We start from the raw sequence: 17,300 nt of genomic DNA, 5'->3' as shown, positions 1-17,300 counted from the left end.
TTCCTCCCGAATTAGAAAAAACGGACTTATTGGTCGGCTGATGATATCGAATCCAGTCTGCATAAACCAACGACTGTCATGGTCCGCTCTATCCTGGGTTGCCTATCCAGTAGTCGGTCGACTACCGATAAGGCATTCTAGGCACAGGAATCCTCCTCGTGAAAGTGTTGATAAGAAAGCGGTAAACCAATTTCTTGGCCGGAGGCGAATCGGGTCGGATATGAATGAGATAGCCCTATTTCGGTCTCCCATCGCGAGCATCGGAAAGCATTAGAAAGGCGAAACCATGACGACGAGCGAGCCGCCGGCCGAACGGATCACGGCTTCAACCCGCGAGGACATGCTCCTGTCCTGGCTGACGACAGCGGTCGGCGTGACCTGGCAACTCCCCATGGCTGACGAACGAGTATGGAAAGGGTGTGGCGAACACGTGCCGAGTGGGTAAAGATTGATACGTCCCGGCGCCCACCACCCCCGGAGGTTCCAAATGCGCTCAACCCGGTTACTCGCCGTCGGTCTGGCGCTGGTGATGGTGACCGCAGGATGTGCTTCCGGACCATCTTTGAAGGACGCGGCAGCGGAGTTGCAGAGGGACACGCAGCGCCTGGAAACCGACGACGTCTTCAAGAACCCGCTCATGAATTTGCGAATCGTACAGCGTCCGGACAAGGATCTTCCTTGCGGTGAAGAGAAGGTCAAGCGAGTATTGCGGGCAACGGCCGACGAGGAACGCGTCAACGAATCACAGGATTCCCGCCTAGATAAAGCCCAAAGGGTTATGGAGAACACGCTTTCCCGAATCTTGGGCTACAAGGTGGAGTATGACATCAGCCAGGTAGATGCGCCGGAGGGGCGGTTTATCTATGGCAGCAAGGAGGTGGGAGTGATGGTTAACGTTTATGTGGCTCCGGAAGCGCCTACCTGGCGGCTGCACGCACAGACCGCTTGTCTTCCACGGTAAGAGATCTTCCCATTTTAGTTCGGGGTCTTCAATAGATTCTCGGCCAGGTCGCTGGTTTGGAATCGTGAGGAATGCTCGACCTTTTTGTCAAGGCTTGCGTTATCGTCCATCCAGCCATCGTAGGCATCCAGCTTTGTTTGAAGTACCTGTTCCCACTTCTTGTCGCCGACGGCCTCGCTCCTGGCCTCGGCCACGAGTTCGTCATATGTTTTGAGATTTCCGGTGGCCGCGCTGAGGAGTTCACTGGGAGGTTCACTCGCCGGATAGCCGCCACTGTGGAGAAGGTACGCCATTTCGTACTTCATGCGTCTGGCCAGGTCGGCCCGGGTCTCTGTGGCCGCTTGGACCTGTGTCTCGAAACTGTCGGCCCACTTATCCGATGCGGTGCTGACGATATAAGCCTGGGTGAACTCCCAGCCAACTTCGAATACAGGCTTCGTGAAGCTAACCCCGCCGAGCATCAAACCGACGGTGTTTTTGGTGATATCTCGGGTCATATCGGAGATGGCGTCTTCTTCGCCGAGCACGTCTTTTGCCGTCTTGAACGCGACGCTGCCGAAATCACCGAACATCAATGAAATGTCACGGAAGTAATCAGTGTTGCCCTGTGCGTCCAGTCTGGCAGCGCTCAGCAAGGCGTCATAGCGGAACTTCGCCACCGTCGAGTCGAACGCGTCAGCGACCTTGTCCTCTCCAACGAAGGTTTTCATGAATTGAGAAGTGTCACCGGGACTGAGGTAGAACGCGGGGGTCACCCCGGGGAGGGCTTCCCAATGTTGGGGGATCTGCATGCCGGAGGAGCGGTCGGCGGCCCTGTCGAAGCGTCCGCCCGAGACCATCTCATGGACATACGAATTCGCGACCACGCCCATGGAATCCTTGGCGGGCCAGGGCAGGTCGGCACCGAAGGTGCCCGCGACTTTTATCAGGTCCAGAGCGAAGGCTGCGGCCTTTGGGCTGTGCTGGCCGGCCTTTTCGGTCTTGGCCTCGGTGCCCGCCTCCATCGCCCGGCCGAATGCGTCGGCCACCTCGTCCCCGGTGCCCACGCCCTTGGCGTAGTCGAGGAACAGCTTCATCTTGTCGACCTGGCTGAGTTTGACGTCGGTTCCGCCCATCTTGGCGAAGGCGTCCCGCACCGCCGCGCCGTCGCCGTCGAGCACCTCCAGGCCCATGGCAACGAGGTCGTCAGGCAGGTCGTACTTATTGCCGCCCAGGGATCCGGCGCGCCACTCCTGTACGGGCCTCTTCGCGAACTCGTCCAGGACCAGCGCGCGGGCCGCCGCGCTGCGGATGGACGAGGGGGCGTTCGCGCCCTTGAGCAGCGCGAGCCGGTTCCACGCGACGATATTGCCGTCGACCGGTTTGACCAGGTCGCTCCTGACCTTGGCGAAGGCCGGGACGAGGGTAGGGGCGTTCAGGGCCGCGCCGAGGGCCTTGCTGAAGGTGGCCAGGTCCTGCTTGGCGGTCTTGCTGCCGCTGGCCGCGATGATGCTGGGCAGCGCGTCGCGGACCTTGGGGGAGAGCAGGGCGAAGAAGGCGGCGGCGGCCTGGGGGTTTTCGGCGATTTTGGCGACGTCGTCGATGTGCTCGTGGATGAGCTTGGCCTGCAGGTCGCTGTGGAAGTTCACCAGGATGTCCTCGCCGTACATCCTGGCCAGGCCCTGGGCGAGGTCATAGTCCTTCAGCTCGTCGGGAAGGCGGATGAGCCCCTGCCCGCCCGCCGCCACGGAAGCCGCGCCGCCCGCTCCGCCCAGCTCCGGGGCGCCGTCGCCCAGGGCGTTGATCAGGTCGATCCGGCCGTGGAGCATGGAGACCTGCCTCCCGCCCCAGTCGGCGATGTCGGTGATCTCCCGGAGTGCGGGGGTCTCGACCCCGTTCTCGCGAAGCTTTCCCTCGAACTCCTTGCTGAAGGTGGTCAGCTTGTCGGCGGCGCCGCGCAGGGAGGTGGCGAGCTGACCCATCTGTTCGGGGTCGATGCCGCAGAATTCGGCGCTCGATGGCATGGAACGGTCCCCCTCATGGTCATGACGGTCACGTGCGTCCGGCCATCTCCCGGCGCATGGCGTTCGCCTCGGCCTCGGTCACCAGCGGAGGGGAGCGGCGCAGCTCCTCCTCGACCGCGTCCACCACGCTCTGGGCGAGCCGTCCCAGCCGCTGGTTCCGGTCTTCCAGCTCGATAGTCCAGGTGGTGGCCGTCGGCCCCGTCCACACCTGTCCCGACCGCATTGCCGAGGAGGCGCGCTGGTATGCCTGCCGCACCTCGTTGGCCCGGTATTCGGCTTCGGCGAGCAATTGCCTCAGCCGTTCGTGCCGGGGACTGGGCACCATCCGCTCGGCCACGCCACCCCCGCCCTTTTCATGACCCCGTGATGAAGGAGAAAGTCGCATACCAGGTTAGGTATTGATCGTCTAAGTCGGCAAGTCCCGTACTCGACCGGTATCGCGCTTCCGCCAGTGGGTCTATGACCCCGTGAGCGGACGGAACTGGTATTTCGGTCATTCCCTCTCATGCCGGAGCGGCTACTCCACCCACCACCATCGGAGTAACGCATGACCCTGTTCGAAAAGCACATCGACACGATAGAAACCGCCGTCAAGACCGCGTACTGGATATATTTCGTCGCCGGTTTCGTGCTGTTCCTCGCCGGTCACGTGACCATCCTCATGGCCGTCGTGATCGGCGTCATCTGGCTGTCCCGCGTCGCCTTGTACGAGATCCGGCGGATCCGGGCGCGCTGGGACCGCGAGAGCGCCGACGAATCGGAACTACGCCGCGAGCAACGACGCGAGCACCGCGAACGAGAGCTGCGCCTCCAGATCCGGCGCCTCCAACAACCGGACCGCTGACCATACGCTTCCGCCTCAATCATCCATATCGGCAGGGCCGGCCGCGTTCCCGCCGCACCGGTGAGAGCGGGCGGGGCGGATGGCAGTGGAACGAACGAGTCGGTTCCGTGCCGAATCGCCACCGCGTCGACGACGGTGACACCGACGAAGCCCTCGAACACGACCTCGGCCGAACACGGCGGATGGCAGTCTGAGCAGCGGTGTCGGTGCCATCATGGCTCGGGTTGGCCCGAGCACGATCGGCGATCCACGCGACCGTGATCGGTTCACCGGCGTCGCGGGCAACCCGGAACGACGTAGATCTCCAGCGAGCGGAAACAAGGAGCAGTCGACGATGGGCAAGGCCAACCGGGAACGGCGCAAAGCCAAGGAGAAGGAGCGCAAGCGGCGGCAGCCCAGGGACACAGGGGCTCCCCACGGGGCCGGGCCGCATGACTTCTCGCCGTTCGGCTTCCCCGGCAAGGCCGGGTTCTCGCCGTTCGACCAGTCCTGGATGCTCAGCCCCGCCGTGCTCGCCGAGCAGTTGGTGTCGCAGGCGGTGCACGCCCGGTTGGACGGCGACACCGACGGGTTCGAACGGAGCGCGGCGGCGCTGGTCGAGCGGCCCGGAGTCAGCGGATGGCGGCGCGTCGCCGACCGCACGCTGACCGCCACGCTCCGGCACGAGCTGGCCGACGTCTGGCAGCGGGGCTGGCAGCCCGCCGACGTCGCGCGGATGGCCCGCAAGGAGTTCGGCGCCCGGCACGTGCGGCTGTTGACCGACGCGATCGCCGACGAGGCACAGAAGTATGCCGCGGTCACCGTCGACCCCCAATGGCACGGCCAGCTGTCGGCGCTGGAGGCGAAGGTCTGGTGGGAAGGCGATGATTACTCACGGGCACGCGGCGAGCGCGAACGCCTGGACCGGGCCGCCCTGGTCACCCTCCTGCTCCAGCTGATCTGCCTGTTGGCCACCCTTCCCCGGCTGGAGCGGCTGATCGCGCCGCCGGGCACCGCCCGGCACGCCACCCTGCGACGCGGCCCAGCCGTCGACGAGCGCATGCTGACCCGGGTCAGGGCGCTGCTGGCCAAGGCCGAGTCGACTGAGTTCCCCGCCGAGGCCGAGACCTTCACCGCGGCGGCGCAGCGGCTGATGGCCAAGCACAGCATCGATGCGGCACTGCTGGCCGCCGCGGCACACGGCCAAAGCGCCACCGACCAGCCCGCGGGCCGCCGGATCGGTGTCGAGGCCCCCTACGAGGGGCCCAAGGCGGTGCTGGTCGACACGGTGGCCGCGGCCAACCGCTGCCGCTCCGTATGGAGCAGTGATTTCGGCTTCTCCACCGTGCTCGGCTTCCCCGCCGATCTGGACGCGGTAGAACTGCTGTTCACCTCGCTGTTGGTGCAGGCCACCACCGCCATGGTGCACGCCGGTTCCCGCCGCGACGGCCATGGCCGCTCCACCACCCGTTCCTTCCGGCAGTCGTTCCTCACCTCCTATGCCCAGCGGATCGGCGAGCGCCTGGCCGAGGCCACCGGGGAGGCGGTGCGCGAGGCCGCCGCGAGCTCGGGCACGGACCTGCTCCCCGTGCTGGCCGCCCGCGACCAGGCGGTCGACGAGGCGGTCGACGAGATGTTCCCCCAGCTGACCTCACGCCCGGTGGCCCCGTCCTACAACCGTGACGGCTGGCTCTCCGGCCGCGCCGCCGCCGACCTCGCCACCCTGCACGGCGGCACCGAAGTCACCGGCTGATCGGTGTCCGCCGAGCCATTGCCGGCACGTTGAGGAAGGCACAAAGGAAGCGGTGTCGGCGGGGCGGGCGGCAGCAGAACGAGTCGGTTCCCCTACGAGATCGCCGGCACCTCGGCCACCTCTGTTGCGTTTATTTCGTTTGTTTCGGATAATGCGATGAGGAGAGGGAGGTGGACATGACCGGCATCCACGTCAAGCACTCGATCGAGCCAGGGGCGATAGACGCCCAGGTCGCAGCCCGTGCCGTCAGGCGGATCAAGGACTATCTCATGCGGTGTCCCGGCAAGGAGGCCATCCCGGTCACCGGCGAACTCGGCGACGAAGACGCCCTGATCCTCCCGCGCGAGGCGGTGAGCCTGCTCGCCTACATTTTGACCCAGGCCGCGGAGGGGCGCGGTGTCTCGGTCATCCCTTCCCACGCCGAGCTGACCACCCAGCAGGCGGCGGACATGCTGAATGTGTCCCGCCCCTACCTGATCGGATTGCTGGAGTCCGGGACGATCCCCTACCGGATGGTGGGAAAGCACCGTCGCATCACCGCTGAAGATCTCATGGACTACAAGCGGCGCGATGATCTGAAGCGGCGGACCGCTGCCGACGATCTCGCCGCGCTCGGCCAAGAACTGGGGCTTTGACCGTGGCCTTCGTCGCGGTCTACGACGCCAACGTCCTCTACGGCAACACGCTTCGAGACCTGCTCATCCGCATCGCCCAGGCAGGCATGGTGCAGGCGAGATGGACGAACGAGATCCTGGACGAGACACTCGGAAACCTCGCGGCCGACCGTCCCGACATCCCGGCGGACAGACTGTCACGACTGCGCGATCTCATGAACGCCGCTGTGCGGGACTGTCTGGTCGAGGGGTACGAGCCCCTGATGGAAGGTCTGAAACTTCCCGATCCAGGTGACCGGCACGTGCTCGCAGCCGCGATCAAAGCGGGTGCGCGGGTCATCGTCACATCCAACCTCAAGGACTTCCCGGCGGAGGAGCTGGCCATATGGAACCTGGAAGCCAAATCACCGGATGACTTCGTGCTCGACCAGATCGACATGGACGACCGGATCGTGTGGGCCTGCGTCCAGTAGATCGTGGACTCCCGGGTGAACCCACCGGAGACGATCGAGGATGTGCTCCACGCATTAGAGAACGCCGGTCTCGTGGAGTCGGTCGCCGCGCTGCGAGGTGGCCGGTTCAACGCCTGACGCTCTCCTCGGGGTGAAACCCTCATCGGCTGGGCGTTGAGCGTGCCGTCCAGCACGGGGTAGTGCAACTCGGTCCCGCTTGGTCTTGCGCAATGCCTGGTCGAGCGTCGGCGAGCGCGCCGACGCAACGCCACCGTCTCCTCCGCGTAGCGCCACACGGTCGCCGTCGACACCCCGAATCTCGATGCCCGAACCTGAGGAAGGTCGAGTCGCGGCAAGCAGGAGGAGCCGGTTTTATCCGGAGTTCCGGGCGAGCAGGCCTTCTCCACGTCCTGTTACGAGGGAAACGGCGCGGTCAGCTGTTACGAGGGAAACGGCGCGGTCAGCGAACCGGGTTAGTGGCTCGCCTGTTCTCATGTGACCACCGCCAGCCTGATGCCCTCCGCCCTGGGGTGCACGGTATTCGTGGGCGGTGACACGGCCGAGCTGAAAGTGAACGGTCGCTGGGCGCGCCACGAGCGCGTCGACGGTCCCGAGGGAGGCGAGGCCGGGGCGGGCGTGACCGGTGGGAGGGTCTGATCGCGGGTCCCCGATTCCGGGGTCGTGCGGCTGGCGCTGCCGGACGACATCGACTGGCCCGCGGACGGGGCCGCGAGGTCGGATCCCGGGTATGGGAAGGACGGAGCCGGGTTGTTAGGTTGAGGCTTGCCCGAAATGCCGTTAAAGGGATGCGTCAATGTCGGCACCGTCCGCCCTTCCCCCCTCTCTCGTGCGCCTGCTGGCGCGGCCCGCCCCTCCCGGAACCCTCTCCGACCTCGAGCACGTCGTCTTCGTCATGCAGGAGAACCGGTCGTTCGACCACTACTTCGGCCGGATGCGCGGGGTGCGCGGCTACGGGGACCGCAACGCGGTGTCCACCCGTGCCCTGCGTCCGGTCTTCGAGCAGGACGGAATCCTGCCCTTCTCTCTGAGGGAGGCCGCCGGGCGTGCGGGAGCCGACCCTATGTTGCTCGACACCCACGACCACAGCTGGCTCGGCACCCAGAACGCCTGGGCGATGGGCTGGAACGACGCCTGGGTGCCCAACAAGGGCCCGTCCACCATGGCGTACTACGACCGCGACGACCTCCCGTTCCACTACGAGCTGGCGGACACGTTCACGATCTGCGACGCGTACCACTGCTCGGTGCTGAGCTCCACGACGCCGAACCGCAACTACCACGTCTCCGGCCACACGGGCCACGAGCCCGGCACCGAACAGCGGGCCGTCGACAACGGAGCCTGCGAGGAGGACGGGCACCCCGGCTACTCCTGGACCACGGTGCCCGAGCTGCTGACCCGGGCCGGGCACTCCTGGCAGGTCTACCAGGAGTGGGACAACTACCAGTGCAACAACCTGGAGTTCTTCGCCACGTTCAAGGCGGTCATGGCGAAACTGGGGCAGAGCAGCATGCACTCCTTCTACGAGAAGGTGCGCGCGTCCGAGGACCCCGCGCCGATGCTCGCCGAGCTGGAGGAGAGGGTGGCCCACCTCGACCCGGCCGACCGGGTGCTCTACGACCGGGCGCTGCGCCGCACCCGGACGGGCGGGCTGGGGGACTGGTTCGCCGCCGACGTGGCGGCCGGACGCCTCCCCGCCGTCTCGTACGTCGTGACCTCGCTCGCCGACTCCGAACACCCGGAGGGCTCCTCGGCCGTGGAGAGCGGGAAGGTCGTCTACCGGATCCTCGACGCGCTGGCCTCGAGTCCGGAGGTGTGGGCGAAGACCGCGGTCTTCGTCACCTACGACGAGAACGACGGCTTCTTCGACCACGTCCCCCCGCCCGTCCCGCCGGACGGAACCCCGGGGGAGTTCGTCGGCGGGCGGCCCATCGGGCTGGGCATGCGCGTCCCGATGATCGTCGTGTCGCCGTGGAGCGTGGGGGGCCACGTCTGTTCCCAGACGTTCGACCACAGCTCCACGGTCCGGTTCCTGGAGACCTGGCTCGGCATCAGGGCCCCCGACATCAGCGCCTGGCGGCGGACCGTCGCCGGGGACCTCACCTCCGCATTCGACTTCGCCCGCCCGGAGGCGTGGCTCGCGCCGGAAACGCCGGAAACATCGGGAGCGCTGGAAGTGCTGAAAACGCCGACGGCACCGGCAGCCGCCCAGGGAGTCCCGACCGGCCGCTGGTACCCCGACGCCCCCGCCGAGCAGCGGATGCCCGGCAGGGAACCGGGTGTCAGGCCCGCCCGCGCGCTGCCGTACCGGCCCGAGGCCTCGGCGCGGACCAGCGGCCGCGCCGTCGAGATCGCGATGAGCAACACCGGTACGGAGAGCGCGCACCTGGCGCTGTACGGCTACATGGGGGAGCTCGTCCGGCCGCTGCACTTCGACGTGCTCGGCCACGCCCGCGAGGTGGTCTACTTCCCGTGTCCCACGTACGCCCTCGTCCTCACCGGGCCGAACGGCTTCCGCAGGGAGTTCCGGGGCGGGACGGACGACCCGGTGGAGACGTCCAGCGTGATCGACGCGGCCACGCGGACGATCGAGGTCGTCGTCGTCAACACCGGTGACGAACCGGCCGACGTGACGATCTCCCCTCTGGCCTACGGCGGGGCGGCGCGGACGCTGCGGCTCGCGGCCGGGGAGACCGCGCGGGTGCCGTGGCGGGCCGCGACCGGATGGTACGACCTGTGGATCACCGTCGCCGGGGACACCGGCTTCGCCCGCCGCCTGATGGGACACATCGAGAACGGCGAGCCGGGCGTCACGGGCTGACGTACGCCGAGGGGGATCGGGGATAAATGTCGGTGCGCTCTGGTAAACCGTGGGCCATGGGTGTGAGCGTGGATGAATTCCTGGAGATGGTGAAGCAACTGCCCGAGACCGAGCAGGGCGACGGCGGTGAGTGGGTCTCGCTGAAGGTGCGGGGCAAGGGCTTCGGCTACCTGTGGGAGAAGACGGAGACCGTGGGGCTCAAGTCGACGATCGAGGAGCAGCTCGCGCTGGTGGCGGAGCGGCCGGAGGTGTTCGAGATCCAGTTCACCGCGGGCCGGTTCGGCTGGGTCGTGGTGCACCTCGCGAAGATCGACGCGGATGAGCTGTTCGAGCTGGTCACCGAGGCGTGGTGCCTGACGGCTCCCAAACAGCTCGTCGACGCCCACGAAGCCGCCGCGCACTGACCGCGTACACACACGAGCGCTGACCGTAGACGTAGAAGAGACACGGGGAATTCCACGGCCCGCACGTACAAGCGGGGATTCCACGGTGATCGGTCTCGTTTCGCGACGGGCGCACACGGGCGCACACGGGCGCACACGGGCGAACCCCCGGGCCCGCCGGGCCTGGGGTGACGAGCGGCTCGCCCCCGAATGCTCGGTGGGTCGGGCCGCCCGTCGCGGAACGGTCTTTCGTGAGCCTGGCCGGGCCTGCCTCATGGGGAGGCGAGCGTACGGGGCCCGGTCCGCCTCACGGGGAGGCGAGCGTGTGGCTCGCGGTCACGGTGGTGGCCTTCTGGCCGCCGGTCACCGCGTCAGCCGCACGCCGGCCGCCTGTCAGTTGTTGATCCCGCGGCCGGAGCCCCTGCCGCTGTCGCTGATGCCGCCACCGATACCGACGCCCCTGCCGGTGCCGACGCGATCGCGCTTACGTTCGCTCATGCCCTCGCGCCGGCGTTCGCTCATGCCCTCGCGCCGGCGTTCGCTCATGCCCTCGCGCCGGCGTTCGCTCATACCTTCGCGCCGGCGTTCGCTCATGCCCTCGCGCCGGCGTTCGCCTCTGTACTCGCGTCCGCGCTCGCGCCGGTCCTCACGCCCGCGCTCGCGCATGTATTCGCGCCGGTACTCACGCCGGGCGCGGCACCTGTCGGGGTTCTTGTGCTCGCGGCAGGGCTTCAGGACGGAGGTGGCGCCGGCCGGGGTGGTCACGGCCACGGTACCGGCGGTGGCGGACGAGGCCGGCATCGCCATGGGGACGATGAGAGCGGAGGCCATCATGGCTCCGGCGGCGAGGGCGTTCCTGATCATGGTCATGGCAGATCACTCCACGTCGAATCGGTGTCGAATCGGTCGAGCCCTGGGCGATGCCCGGGCTGGCGGAGCGCCGTGCCGCGTCAAGGAGGACGCCGACACGATGCGTAACCTACTCTCACGGTAAGTGGGGGAGTCCCGGGAGTCTGCTAGCGGATCCCCAAGCCTTGGGGCGGTCGGATTACCCGGAGGTAGCGGAAAGGCGCGGAAAGAGAGCGATCGGTAACGCTCGGCTACCGGCTCCCGCCGAAGGCTCGTGTCCCGAAAGGATGTCATCCGCGGCGGAACCGCCAGAGTTCAGTAGATCGTCTCCGCCTGAGTGCCTGTTTTCGCGGGAAGAATCCCGCGGATCCGGGGCCGCCAGGGCGCCTGGGCGCCGGTCTCCCCGGCTTCGCGCGTCCGTCCCCCTGCTCGTTTTTCCGGCTTCGCGGGTTCGTCATCGTGCTGGTTTCCCCGGCCTTGCCCGTTCCCCGCCGTGCTGATCTCCCGTCTTGCCCGGTACGGCGTCGTGCCGGTTTCCCGGCCCCGTTTTTCCGGGCCGTGCCGGTCTCTCCGCCTCGGCCGTTCGGCGCCCGGCGTTCGCCCGCGCCCGTCAGCGCGGGACACCCGGCCCGAAGGAGGTGTGCAGGACGGACGAGGCCACGACCCGGCCCGCGACGACGACGTGCCGGGGCGGCGCGTGCCGGGTCAGGGCCTCGCGGACGGTCCGCCCCTCCAGGATCACCAGGTCGGCGGGGGCGCCGGGCTCCAGGCGGCAGGCGGGCAGGCCGACGACCCGCGCGGCGTCGACGGTCACCATGTCGTACAGCCGCTCCAGGGCGGCGTCGGTGCGGGCGTCGAGCAGGTGTGCCGCCAGGAAGGCCACCTCCAGGAGGTTGTGCCGCCCGAACGGGTAGTAGGCGTCCTCGATGTCGTCCTGGCCGAGCGCGACCGGGACCCCGGCGTCGGCCAGCCGGAAGACCGGCAGATGGAGCGGCCCGGTGTGCGGATCGCTGACGAAACCGAGTCCGGCGGCGCGGCACAGCCCGGCCAGACGGCGCAGGTACGGCTCGGGGTAGAGCGCCATCGCCCTGGCGTGCTGGGCGCTGCCGCGTCCGATCATGTTCCGCTCCAGAAGCTCCCGCGCCAGCATCTCGGCCGTGCGCAGCCCCGGATCCCCGGCGTCGTCGACCAGCATGGCGACGCGCAGGCCGTGCCGCCGGGCGAGATCGACCATGCGCCTCACGTGCTCGGCGGCGTCGGTGTCGGTCCACTCGATCCAGGGAATGCCGCCCACCACGTCCGCGCCGCGCCGTACGGCCTCGGTGACGAGTTCCTCGGTCCCAGGTTCGCGGAGCAGGCCGTCCTGCGGGAAGGCCACCACCCGCACGTCGACCACTCCGCGGAACTCCTCGCGCAGCGCCAGCAGCGCCTCCAGCCCGGTGAGTCCCGCCCGCGGGTCGATGTCGGCGAAGGCCTGCACCGCCCGGACGCCGTGCCGTACGGATTCCAGGAGCACCGGACGGGCGCGTTCGAGGACGGATCGCGCGGTCTGGCCGGTCTTGACGGCGGCGGCCGTCTCGATGGCGCCCATCGCGGCGCCCATCGTGCCCCCGGTGTACTCCGAGAGCGCGCCGGGCCCGGCCTCGTCGAGGGTGTGGACCTTGCACAGGTGCAGGTGGGCGTCCACGAACGGCTCGGTGACCAGGGCGCCGTCGGCGTCGAGGGTCACGCCGGTCGCCGGGCCGAGATCGGGGTCGTCCTCGGCGACGAGGCCGATGAGCCCGCCCGTGGCGGCCAGCGACCACCTGCCGGGGCGGCCGCGCAGGGTGGCGTTCCTGATGAGGAGGTCCGGAGTGTCCATGACAGCACGGTAGAAGCACGCCGCGAGGACCGTGAGGGCCGGACCCGCCGAGCCGCCGCCCCGCGACCGGCTGTCCATGTGAAAGTTTCCCGCTCATTGACAGCTGGAAAGCGCTTTCCTATGGTGTTGCTTGTCCGTCGACACGGACGTGTTCACTCATGTGAGCGGTGCGCACTCGCTGGGGGGATCCGGAACGCAGGCCGTGCGGGCCTGCCGGACCAGCAAGGAGTTCGGCTGTGAAGAGCAGATTCGTCAGGAGGGTCGTGGCCGTCGTCATCGTCGGCGCGGTCGCCGCGTCCGGATGGGCGTTCGGCACCTCCGCCGCCGCGGCCGATCCGGCACCCGGCGCCTACACCCTCGTCAACGCGGGCAGCGGCCTGTGCCTGACCGTCCCCGGCGCCGGCGGCTCCGACGGCGTGCAGCTCACGCAGTCCGGCTGCGGCGCCGCCGGCCAGACCTGGAACCTGACCGCCGCCGGCGGCGGGTTCCAGCTCAGGGCCGCGCACAGCGGCAAGTGTGCCGGGGTCCAGGGCGCGAGCACCTCGGCGGGCAAGGCCGTTCAGCAGGAGAGCTGCACCGGCGCCTCCTCCCAGACGTGGAGCCTGACCGCCTCCGGGTCGAACTACCGGGTGGTCAACGCGGGCGGCGGCAAGTGCCTCAACACCAAGGACAACTCCACCTCCTCCGGCGCCCTCGTCCAGCAGAACTCCTGCGACTCGGTCGCCACCAAGCAGTGGCGCTTCGCCCCCGCGGGCGGCGGCAACCCCGACCCCACGGCCACCCCGACCCCGACCCCGACCCCGACTCCCACTCCCACTCCCACGGTCACCCCCACCCCGGGCAACCCGGGCAACGCGAGCGGCCTGGTGGGTTTCGCGACCCTCGGCAAGTACGGCCGCAGCGGCACGAACGGCGGCTCGGGCGGTCAGACGGTGACCGTCGGCACCTACGCGCAGCTGGCGGCGGCCGTCGCCGACGACACCCCCCGGATCGTCCGGGTGTCGGGCACGATCACCGGTAACGGCGCGGACATGCTGGACGTCGGGTCGAACAAGACCATCATCGGCGTCGGGGCGAACGCGACGATCAGCGGGTTCGGGCTCGACGTCAACGGCTGGGGCCCGGAGGAGGTCGCCTGGGGCGGCGACCTCTGCGACCCCGCCGAGCGGGACAGGTTCACCCACGTGCAGAACGTGATCATCCGGAACCTGTCGTTCAGGAACTCCCCGGACGACTCCGTCAACGTGCAGTGCTACTCCCACCACGTGTGGATCGACCACAACACCTTCTACCCGTCCGCCGACGGCTCGGTGGACATCAAGCGGGGGTCCGACCTGGCGACGGTCTCGTACAACCGCTACGTCGGCACGGACAAGTCGATGCTGCTCGGCCACAGCGACAGCAACGGCTCCCAGGACACCGGCTACCTGAACGTCACCTACCACCACAACTGGTTCGACGGGTCCAACACCCGCCACCCGAGGGTGCGGTTCGGATACGCCCACGTGTTCGCCAACTACGTGGACGTCGACGACTACTTCATCGGCCTGGGTGTGAACGGCAGGATCTACGCCGAGAGCAACCACGTGAAGGGCGCCAAGACGATCACCGAGGACTTCGGCGACGCGAGCCTCACCTGGGCGAGCACCAACTTCTACGACATCGCCACGATCCGGCGGGCGCAGAGCAGCGGCAGCACCATGAGCGACTGGCTGCGCGCCGACGGCGCCGTCTCGCGGCCGTCGTACTCCTACTCGGCTGGATCCGCCTCCTCCACCCCGCCGCCCGCGGGCGCCGGCGTCGGCGGCGCGGACACGATTCCCTAGAGATCCCGTCGCCCGGCGATCCCGTTTCCTGTTGATTCCCTACGGGGCGGGACCGCTCCACCGTCCGCGCTGTCCGATTCGGCCACCCCGTCGGCCGGATCGGACATGGCGGGTGGGAACTGGCGGCGTTCGACTTATCGGAACGTCGTCACGGTAAGTATCCGAGCGTTCACGAAATTCGATCGAAAGCCTGCGAGACGCCTCGTCGTACAGTGAAGATATGGCCATGTTGACTGTTGAGATCGACCAGGACACGGAGCGGATTCTCTCCGAGCTGACCTCCGAGGGCAGATCCACCGCAGATGTGATCCGTGAGGCGATCCGCGTCGCGGGGCGGCTTCGCTGGCTGGAACAGGCACGCGCCGACGCGGAGAGACTGGCCAACGATCCGGATGATCTGGCCGAGATCCGGGCGATCCACCGTGAGTTCGGTGACGCGGATGCGGGGTGACGTCTACCGGTTACGCGCTCTTCGTGACACGGTCGGCCACGAGCAACGCGGCGAACGATTCGCGGTGGTGTTGCAGTCGGACACCTTCGCCACACTCTCCACCCTGGTCGTCGCCCCCACATCGACCAGCGCCGGCCCTGCGATTTTCCGCCCTGAGATCGAACTGAACGGTAAGGCGACTCGCGTGCTCATCGACCAGATGAGATCCGCCGACGTCTCCCGGCTTGGAGACTTCGCGGGCCGCCTCGACCCAGATGAGCTCCACGAGCTCGGCAGAACACTGCACGGCTTCCTCGGCCTGTTTTGCAGAGACAGCAGAGAGATGTAGTAGATCGCTCCCTCACCGTGACTCCACAGCCGGTGCCGACACGAGGGTCGCGTCGGGAAAATCGATCGGAGACTTTTCCGGTGTCTCGGATACGAGACCTGTGCCAGGAATCGGTCAGGGTCGTCGCCGACAGGTGCGCCGGGCGAACTCACGGCTTGAGCGCGACCTCCCGAAGGACCTTCGCGACCCGCTCCACGTCCGCCTCGGTGGTACGCCAGTTGCTGAACGCGGCGCGCAGCGCGGGCACCCCCTCGTAGACCGTCGGCGTGAGGAAGGCCTCCCCGGACGCGGTGATCGCGTCGGCCACCTCGCCGACCCGGGCCTGGGTGGGGGAGGAGGCGAGGGTGAAGCAGACCACGTTGAGCCGTACGGGGGCGAGCAGCCGGTAGCCGGGCATCGCGGCGATCCGCTCGCCGAGCCCGGCGGCGAGGGCCGCGTCGCGCCGGACGATCTCCGCGTGCCCCTCGCGCCCGTACGCGGCCAGGGTGAACCAGGCCGGCAGCGCGCGCAGGCGCCGCGAGTTCTCCGGGGTCAGGTGCACGAAGTCGGGGTCGTCGCCCACCGGCCCGAGGTAGGCGGCGGAGTTCTGGAAGACGCGGGTCTGCAGGTCGCGGCGGCGGGTGAACTGGATCGCGCTGTCGTAGGGCACGTTCAGCCACTTGTGCAGGTCCACGCAGACCGAGTCGGCCTCGCCGAGGCCCGCGACGAGGTGGGCGTGCTCGGGGGAGAGGGCGGCGAAGGCCCCGAACGCGGCGTCCACGTGCAGCCAGAACGGGTGGTGCTCGCGCAGGGCCGCGATGGCGCGCAGGTCGTCGAAGTCGACGGTGTTCACCGTGCCGGAGTTGGCGACCACGATCGCCGGCGCGCCGTCCAGCCGGTCGAGCTCCTCGGCGAGCCGGGCCACGTCCACCGCCTCCCGCCCCGGCAGCAGGCCGACCCGCCGGATCGCCGACCGTCCCAGCCCGAGCATGGACAGCGACTTGACGACGCTGGAGTGCGGGGTTCCCGACAGCACCGTCACCGGCCCGAGCGCGGCCGCGCCCTCCTCGGCCGGCGACACGCCGAGCCGCTCGCCCAGCCACTCCCTGGCGATCGCCAGGCCCGCGAAGGTGGACATGGTCGCGCCGCTGACGAACGTCCCCTCGTGCTCGGGCGGCAGGCCGAAGAGGTCGCGCAGCCAGGCGGCCGTCTCCCGTTCGAGGTCGGGGGCGAGCGAGTCCAGGCCCGAGGTGGGATTCTGGTCGAGGGTGCCGGTCAGCCAGTCGCCCGCCAGCGCCGCGGGCGTCACGCCGCCCGTGACGAAGCCCAGGTAGCGGGGGCCCGCGCCGGCCGCGAAGCCCGGCTCCCACCGCCGCGCGAACTCACCCAGTGCCCCTTCCAGGCCGATCCCCGCCTCCGGCAGGGACGCGGGCGCGGGCCTGGCCGGCGTCCGCGCCACCGGCCGGTCGTCGAGCCCGCCGAGCAGGCGCACCGCGTACGCGCGGGTGGCCTCCAGCAGCTCGGGGACGCGGGCGTGATCGGCCCCGAGCGATCCGCGAACGGCCCACGGCTCCTCCGGGGTGCCTGGCAGCCGGCCTTCGGGGATGCGCGGGGTGCCCGCTTCGTCTCTGGCGTCCATTCCTCGACGCTACGACGCCGCTCGGCCGTCTGGCGAGCGACCCGTCCGGGCACGGCGTGGTGAGGTGGCGAAGGAGTCGTGGTCAGGTCGTCAAGTCATCAAAGAGAAGTCGTGGTCAGGTCGAGAGGGAGAGGGACGGGCGGACCCGGCCGGCCTCGCACAGCGCCCAGCGCATCCGGCTCGCGTACGCCTCCGGGTGGTCCCCGGCCTCCTGGGCGACGAGGGCGGCGCAGTCGGAGAGATCGGCACGGCAGGCACGGATCCGGCCTTCGATGATCATCCGTACCTGATCGGGGGAGGGGTCGTCCGAGGCCTGCAGCTCGGAGGCGAAGAGAACCTGTGCCAGGTCGGACACGTTCATCAGGGTCGTCATCACGTGATCCTTTCCCGGGAGGCGCGGAGGTCCTGCGGAACTTCGATCGCGTCCCCGTCGGTGGTTCGGCCCGTGTTCACCTTCCATCGTCTCTCCCGGGACCGACATTTTCGCCCCGTAGCCGGCCCCTGCCACCCCTATTTTCCGGCGAATAATGAGATGTGGT

17 protein-coding genes are annotated in these 17,300 nt (G+C 68.5%); 11 read left to right on the top strand and 6 right to left on the bottom strand.

Annotated features, from left to right (window positions below; genetic code table 11):
* Positions 1 to 487: 487 nt before the first annotated feature.
* Positions 488 to 961, top strand: coding sequence for a hypothetical protein (locus AB0F88_RS13145; RefSeq protein WP_362681718.1), 474 nt, complete (start codon positions 488 to 490; stop codon positions 959 to 961).
* 14 nt (positions 962 to 975) lie between these two features.
* Here AB0F88_RS13145 and AB0F88_RS13140 read toward each other — a convergent pair whose 3' ends face one another.
* On the bottom strand, positions 976 to 2,964 hold the full coding sequence (locus tag AB0F88_RS13140) for a hypothetical protein (protein WP_362681715.1): 1,989 nt from the start codon (positions 2,962 to 2,964) through the stop codon (positions 976 to 978).
* Between the two features lie 28 nt (positions 2,965 to 2,992).
* A complete protein-coding gene (locus AB0F88_RS13135; RefSeq protein WP_362681712.1) occupies positions 2,993 to 3,301 on the bottom strand; it encodes a hypothetical protein in 309 nt (102 codons plus the stop codon).
* Between the two features lie 210 nt (positions 3,302 to 3,511).
* Between AB0F88_RS13135 and AB0F88_RS13130 the strand changes: the two genes are divergently transcribed.
* The 7 genes from AB0F88_RS13130 (at position 3,512) to AB0F88_RS13100 (ending at position 9,849) form a co-directional block, all read left to right on the top strand.
* Positions 3,512 to 3,808 carry a hypothetical protein gene (locus AB0F88_RS13130; RefSeq protein ID WP_362681709.1) on the top strand — a complete coding sequence of 99 codons (297 nt, stop codon included), beginning with the start codon at positions 3,512 to 3,514 and terminating at the stop codon, positions 3,806 to 3,808.
* A gap of 334 nt (positions 3,809 to 4,142) precedes the next feature.
* Complete coding sequence (locus AB0F88_RS13125) at positions 4,143 to 5,540, top strand: DUF2786 domain-containing protein (protein WP_362681706.1); 1,398 nt, start codon at positions 4,143 to 4,145, stop codon at positions 5,538 to 5,540.
* 176 nt (positions 5,541 to 5,716) lie between these two features.
* On the top strand, positions 5,717 to 6,175 hold the full coding sequence (locus AB0F88_RS13120) for a helix-turn-helix domain-containing protein (protein ID WP_362681703.1): 459 nt from the start codon (positions 5,717 to 5,719) through the stop codon (positions 6,173 to 6,175).
* A gap of 2 nt (positions 6,176 to 6,177) precedes the next feature.
* Positions 6,178 to 6,627, top strand: a complete 450-nt coding sequence (locus AB0F88_RS13115; protein WP_362682493.1) for a PIN domain-containing protein — start codon at positions 6,178 to 6,180, stop codon at positions 6,625 to 6,627.
* Between the two features lie 474 nt (positions 6,628 to 7,101).
* Positions 7,102 to 7,263: a hypothetical protein gene (locus tag AB0F88_RS13110; RefSeq protein ID WP_362681700.1), complete on the top strand. Its 162-nt coding sequence runs from the start codon at positions 7,102 to 7,104 to the stop codon at positions 7,261 to 7,263.
* Between the two features lie 157 nt (positions 7,264 to 7,420).
* Positions 7,421 to 9,445: a phosphocholine-specific phospholipase C gene (locus AB0F88_RS13105; RefSeq protein WP_362681697.1), complete on the top strand. Its 2,025-nt coding sequence runs from the start codon at positions 7,421 to 7,423 to the stop codon at positions 9,443 to 9,445.
* A 56-nt stretch (positions 9,446 to 9,501) separates the two neighbouring features.
* Positions 9,502 to 9,849 carry an MmcQ/YjbR family DNA-binding protein gene (locus tag AB0F88_RS13100; RefSeq protein ID WP_362681694.1) on the top strand — a complete coding sequence of 116 codons (348 nt, stop codon included), beginning with the start codon at positions 9,502 to 9,504 and terminating at the stop codon, positions 9,847 to 9,849.
* 372 nt (positions 9,850 to 10,221) lie between these two features.
* Here the strand turns inward: AB0F88_RS13100 and AB0F88_RS13095 are convergent, their stop codons facing one another.
* Together AB0F88_RS13095 and AB0F88_RS13090 are read right to left on the bottom strand one after the other, a co-directional pair.
* Positions 10,222 to 10,698, bottom strand: a complete 477-nt coding sequence (locus AB0F88_RS13095) for a hypothetical protein (RefSeq protein WP_362681692.1) — start codon at positions 10,696 to 10,698, stop codon at positions 10,222 to 10,224.
* A gap of 589 nt (positions 10,699 to 11,287) precedes the next feature.
* Positions 11,288 to 12,538, bottom strand: a complete 1,251-nt coding sequence (locus tag AB0F88_RS13090) for an amidohydrolase family protein (RefSeq protein ID WP_362681689.1) — start codon at positions 12,536 to 12,538, stop codon at positions 11,288 to 11,290.
* A gap of 236 nt (positions 12,539 to 12,774) precedes the next feature.
* Between AB0F88_RS13090 and AB0F88_RS13085 the strand changes: the two genes are divergently transcribed.
* The 3 genes from AB0F88_RS13085 to AB0F88_RS13075 all read left to right on the top strand — a co-directional run bounded on the left by AB0F88_RS13085 (position 12,775) and on the right by AB0F88_RS13075 (position 15,143).
* A complete protein-coding gene (locus AB0F88_RS13085) occupies positions 12,775 to 14,364 on the top strand; it encodes an RICIN domain-containing protein (RefSeq protein ID WP_362681686.1) in 1,590 nt (529 codons plus the stop codon).
* 226 nt (positions 14,365 to 14,590) lie between these two features.
* Positions 14,591 to 14,815, top strand: coding sequence for a hypothetical protein (locus AB0F88_RS13080; RefSeq protein ID WP_362681683.1), 225 nt, complete (start codon positions 14,591 to 14,593; stop codon positions 14,813 to 14,815).
* Positions 14,805 to 15,143, top strand: a complete 339-nt coding sequence (locus tag AB0F88_RS13075) for a type II toxin-antitoxin system PemK/MazF family toxin (RefSeq protein ID WP_362682490.1) — start codon at positions 14,805 to 14,807, stop codon at positions 15,141 to 15,143. The genes AB0F88_RS13080 and AB0F88_RS13075 overlap by 11 nt, the downstream gene beginning before the upstream one ends.
* Before the next feature lie 148 nt (positions 15,144 to 15,291).
* Here the strand turns inward: AB0F88_RS13075 and AB0F88_RS13070 are convergent, their stop codons facing one another.
* Positions 15,292 to 16,761: a pyridoxal-dependent decarboxylase gene (locus tag AB0F88_RS13070; RefSeq protein ID WP_362681680.1), complete on the bottom strand. Its 1,470-nt coding sequence runs from the start codon at positions 16,759 to 16,761 to the stop codon at positions 15,292 to 15,294.
* A 115-nt stretch (positions 16,762 to 16,876) separates the two neighbouring features.
* Positions 16,877 to 17,134, bottom strand: coding sequence for a hypothetical protein (locus AB0F88_RS13065; protein ID WP_362681677.1), 258 nt, complete (start codon positions 17,132 to 17,134; stop codon positions 16,877 to 16,879).
* Positions 17,135 to 17,300: the final 166 nt, after the last annotated feature.

Source organism: Streptosporangium sp. NPDC023963, assembly GCF_040639135.1.
GTDB lineage: Bacteria > Actinomycetota > Actinomycetes > Streptosporangiales > Streptosporangiaceae > Streptosporangium.
The sequence above is the reverse complement of the archived record's forward strand: the minus strand, read 5'-3'. Positions and strand labels throughout refer to the sequence as shown.

Coding starts and splice junctions, on each gene's coding strand:
- AB0F88_RS13145 (WP_362681718.1), top strand. CDS start 488: ATGCGCTCAACCCGGTTACTCGCCGTCGGTCTGGCGCTGGTGATGGTG.
- AB0F88_RS13140 (WP_362681715.1), bottom strand. CDS start 2,964: ATGCCATCGAGCGCCGAATTCTGCGGCATCGACCCCGAACAGATGGGT.
- AB0F88_RS13130 (WP_362681709.1), top strand. CDS start 3,512: ATGACCCTGTTCGAAAAGCACATCGACACGATAGAAACCGCCGTCAAG.
- AB0F88_RS13100 (WP_362681694.1), top strand. CDS start 9,502: ATGGGTGTGAGCGTGGATGAATTCCTGGAGATGGTGAAGCAACTGCCC.
- AB0F88_RS13080 (WP_362681683.1), top strand. CDS start 14,591: ATGTTGACTGTTGAGATCGACCAGGACACGGAGCGGATTCTCTCCGAG.
- AB0F88_RS13120 (WP_362681703.1), top strand. CDS start 5,717: ATGACCGGCATCCACGTCAAGCACTCGATCGAGCCAGGGGCGATAGAC.
- AB0F88_RS13070 (WP_362681680.1), bottom strand. CDS start 16,761: ATGGACGCCAGAGACGAAGCGGGCACCCCGCGCATCCCCGAAGGCCGG.
- AB0F88_RS13090 (WP_362681689.1), bottom strand. CDS start 12,538: ATGGACACTCCGGACCTCCTCATCAGGAACGCCACCCTGCGCGGCCGC.
- AB0F88_RS13095 (WP_362681692.1), bottom strand. CDS start 10,698: ATGACCATGATCAGGAACGCCCTCGCCGCCGGAGCCATGATGGCCTCC.
- AB0F88_RS13065 (WP_362681677.1), bottom strand. CDS start 17,134: ATGACGACCCTGATGAACGTGTCCGACCTGGCACAGGTTCTCTTCGCC.
- AB0F88_RS13125 (WP_362681706.1), top strand. CDS start 4,143: ATGGGCAAGGCCAACCGGGAACGGCGCAAAGCCAAGGAGAAGGAGCGC.
- AB0F88_RS13105 (WP_362681697.1), top strand. CDS start 7,421: ATGTCGGCACCGTCCGCCCTTCCCCCCTCTCTCGTGCGCCTGCTGGCG.
- AB0F88_RS13075 (WP_362682490.1), top strand. CDS start 14,805: ATGCGGGGTGACGTCTACCGGTTACGCGCTCTTCGTGACACGGTCGGC.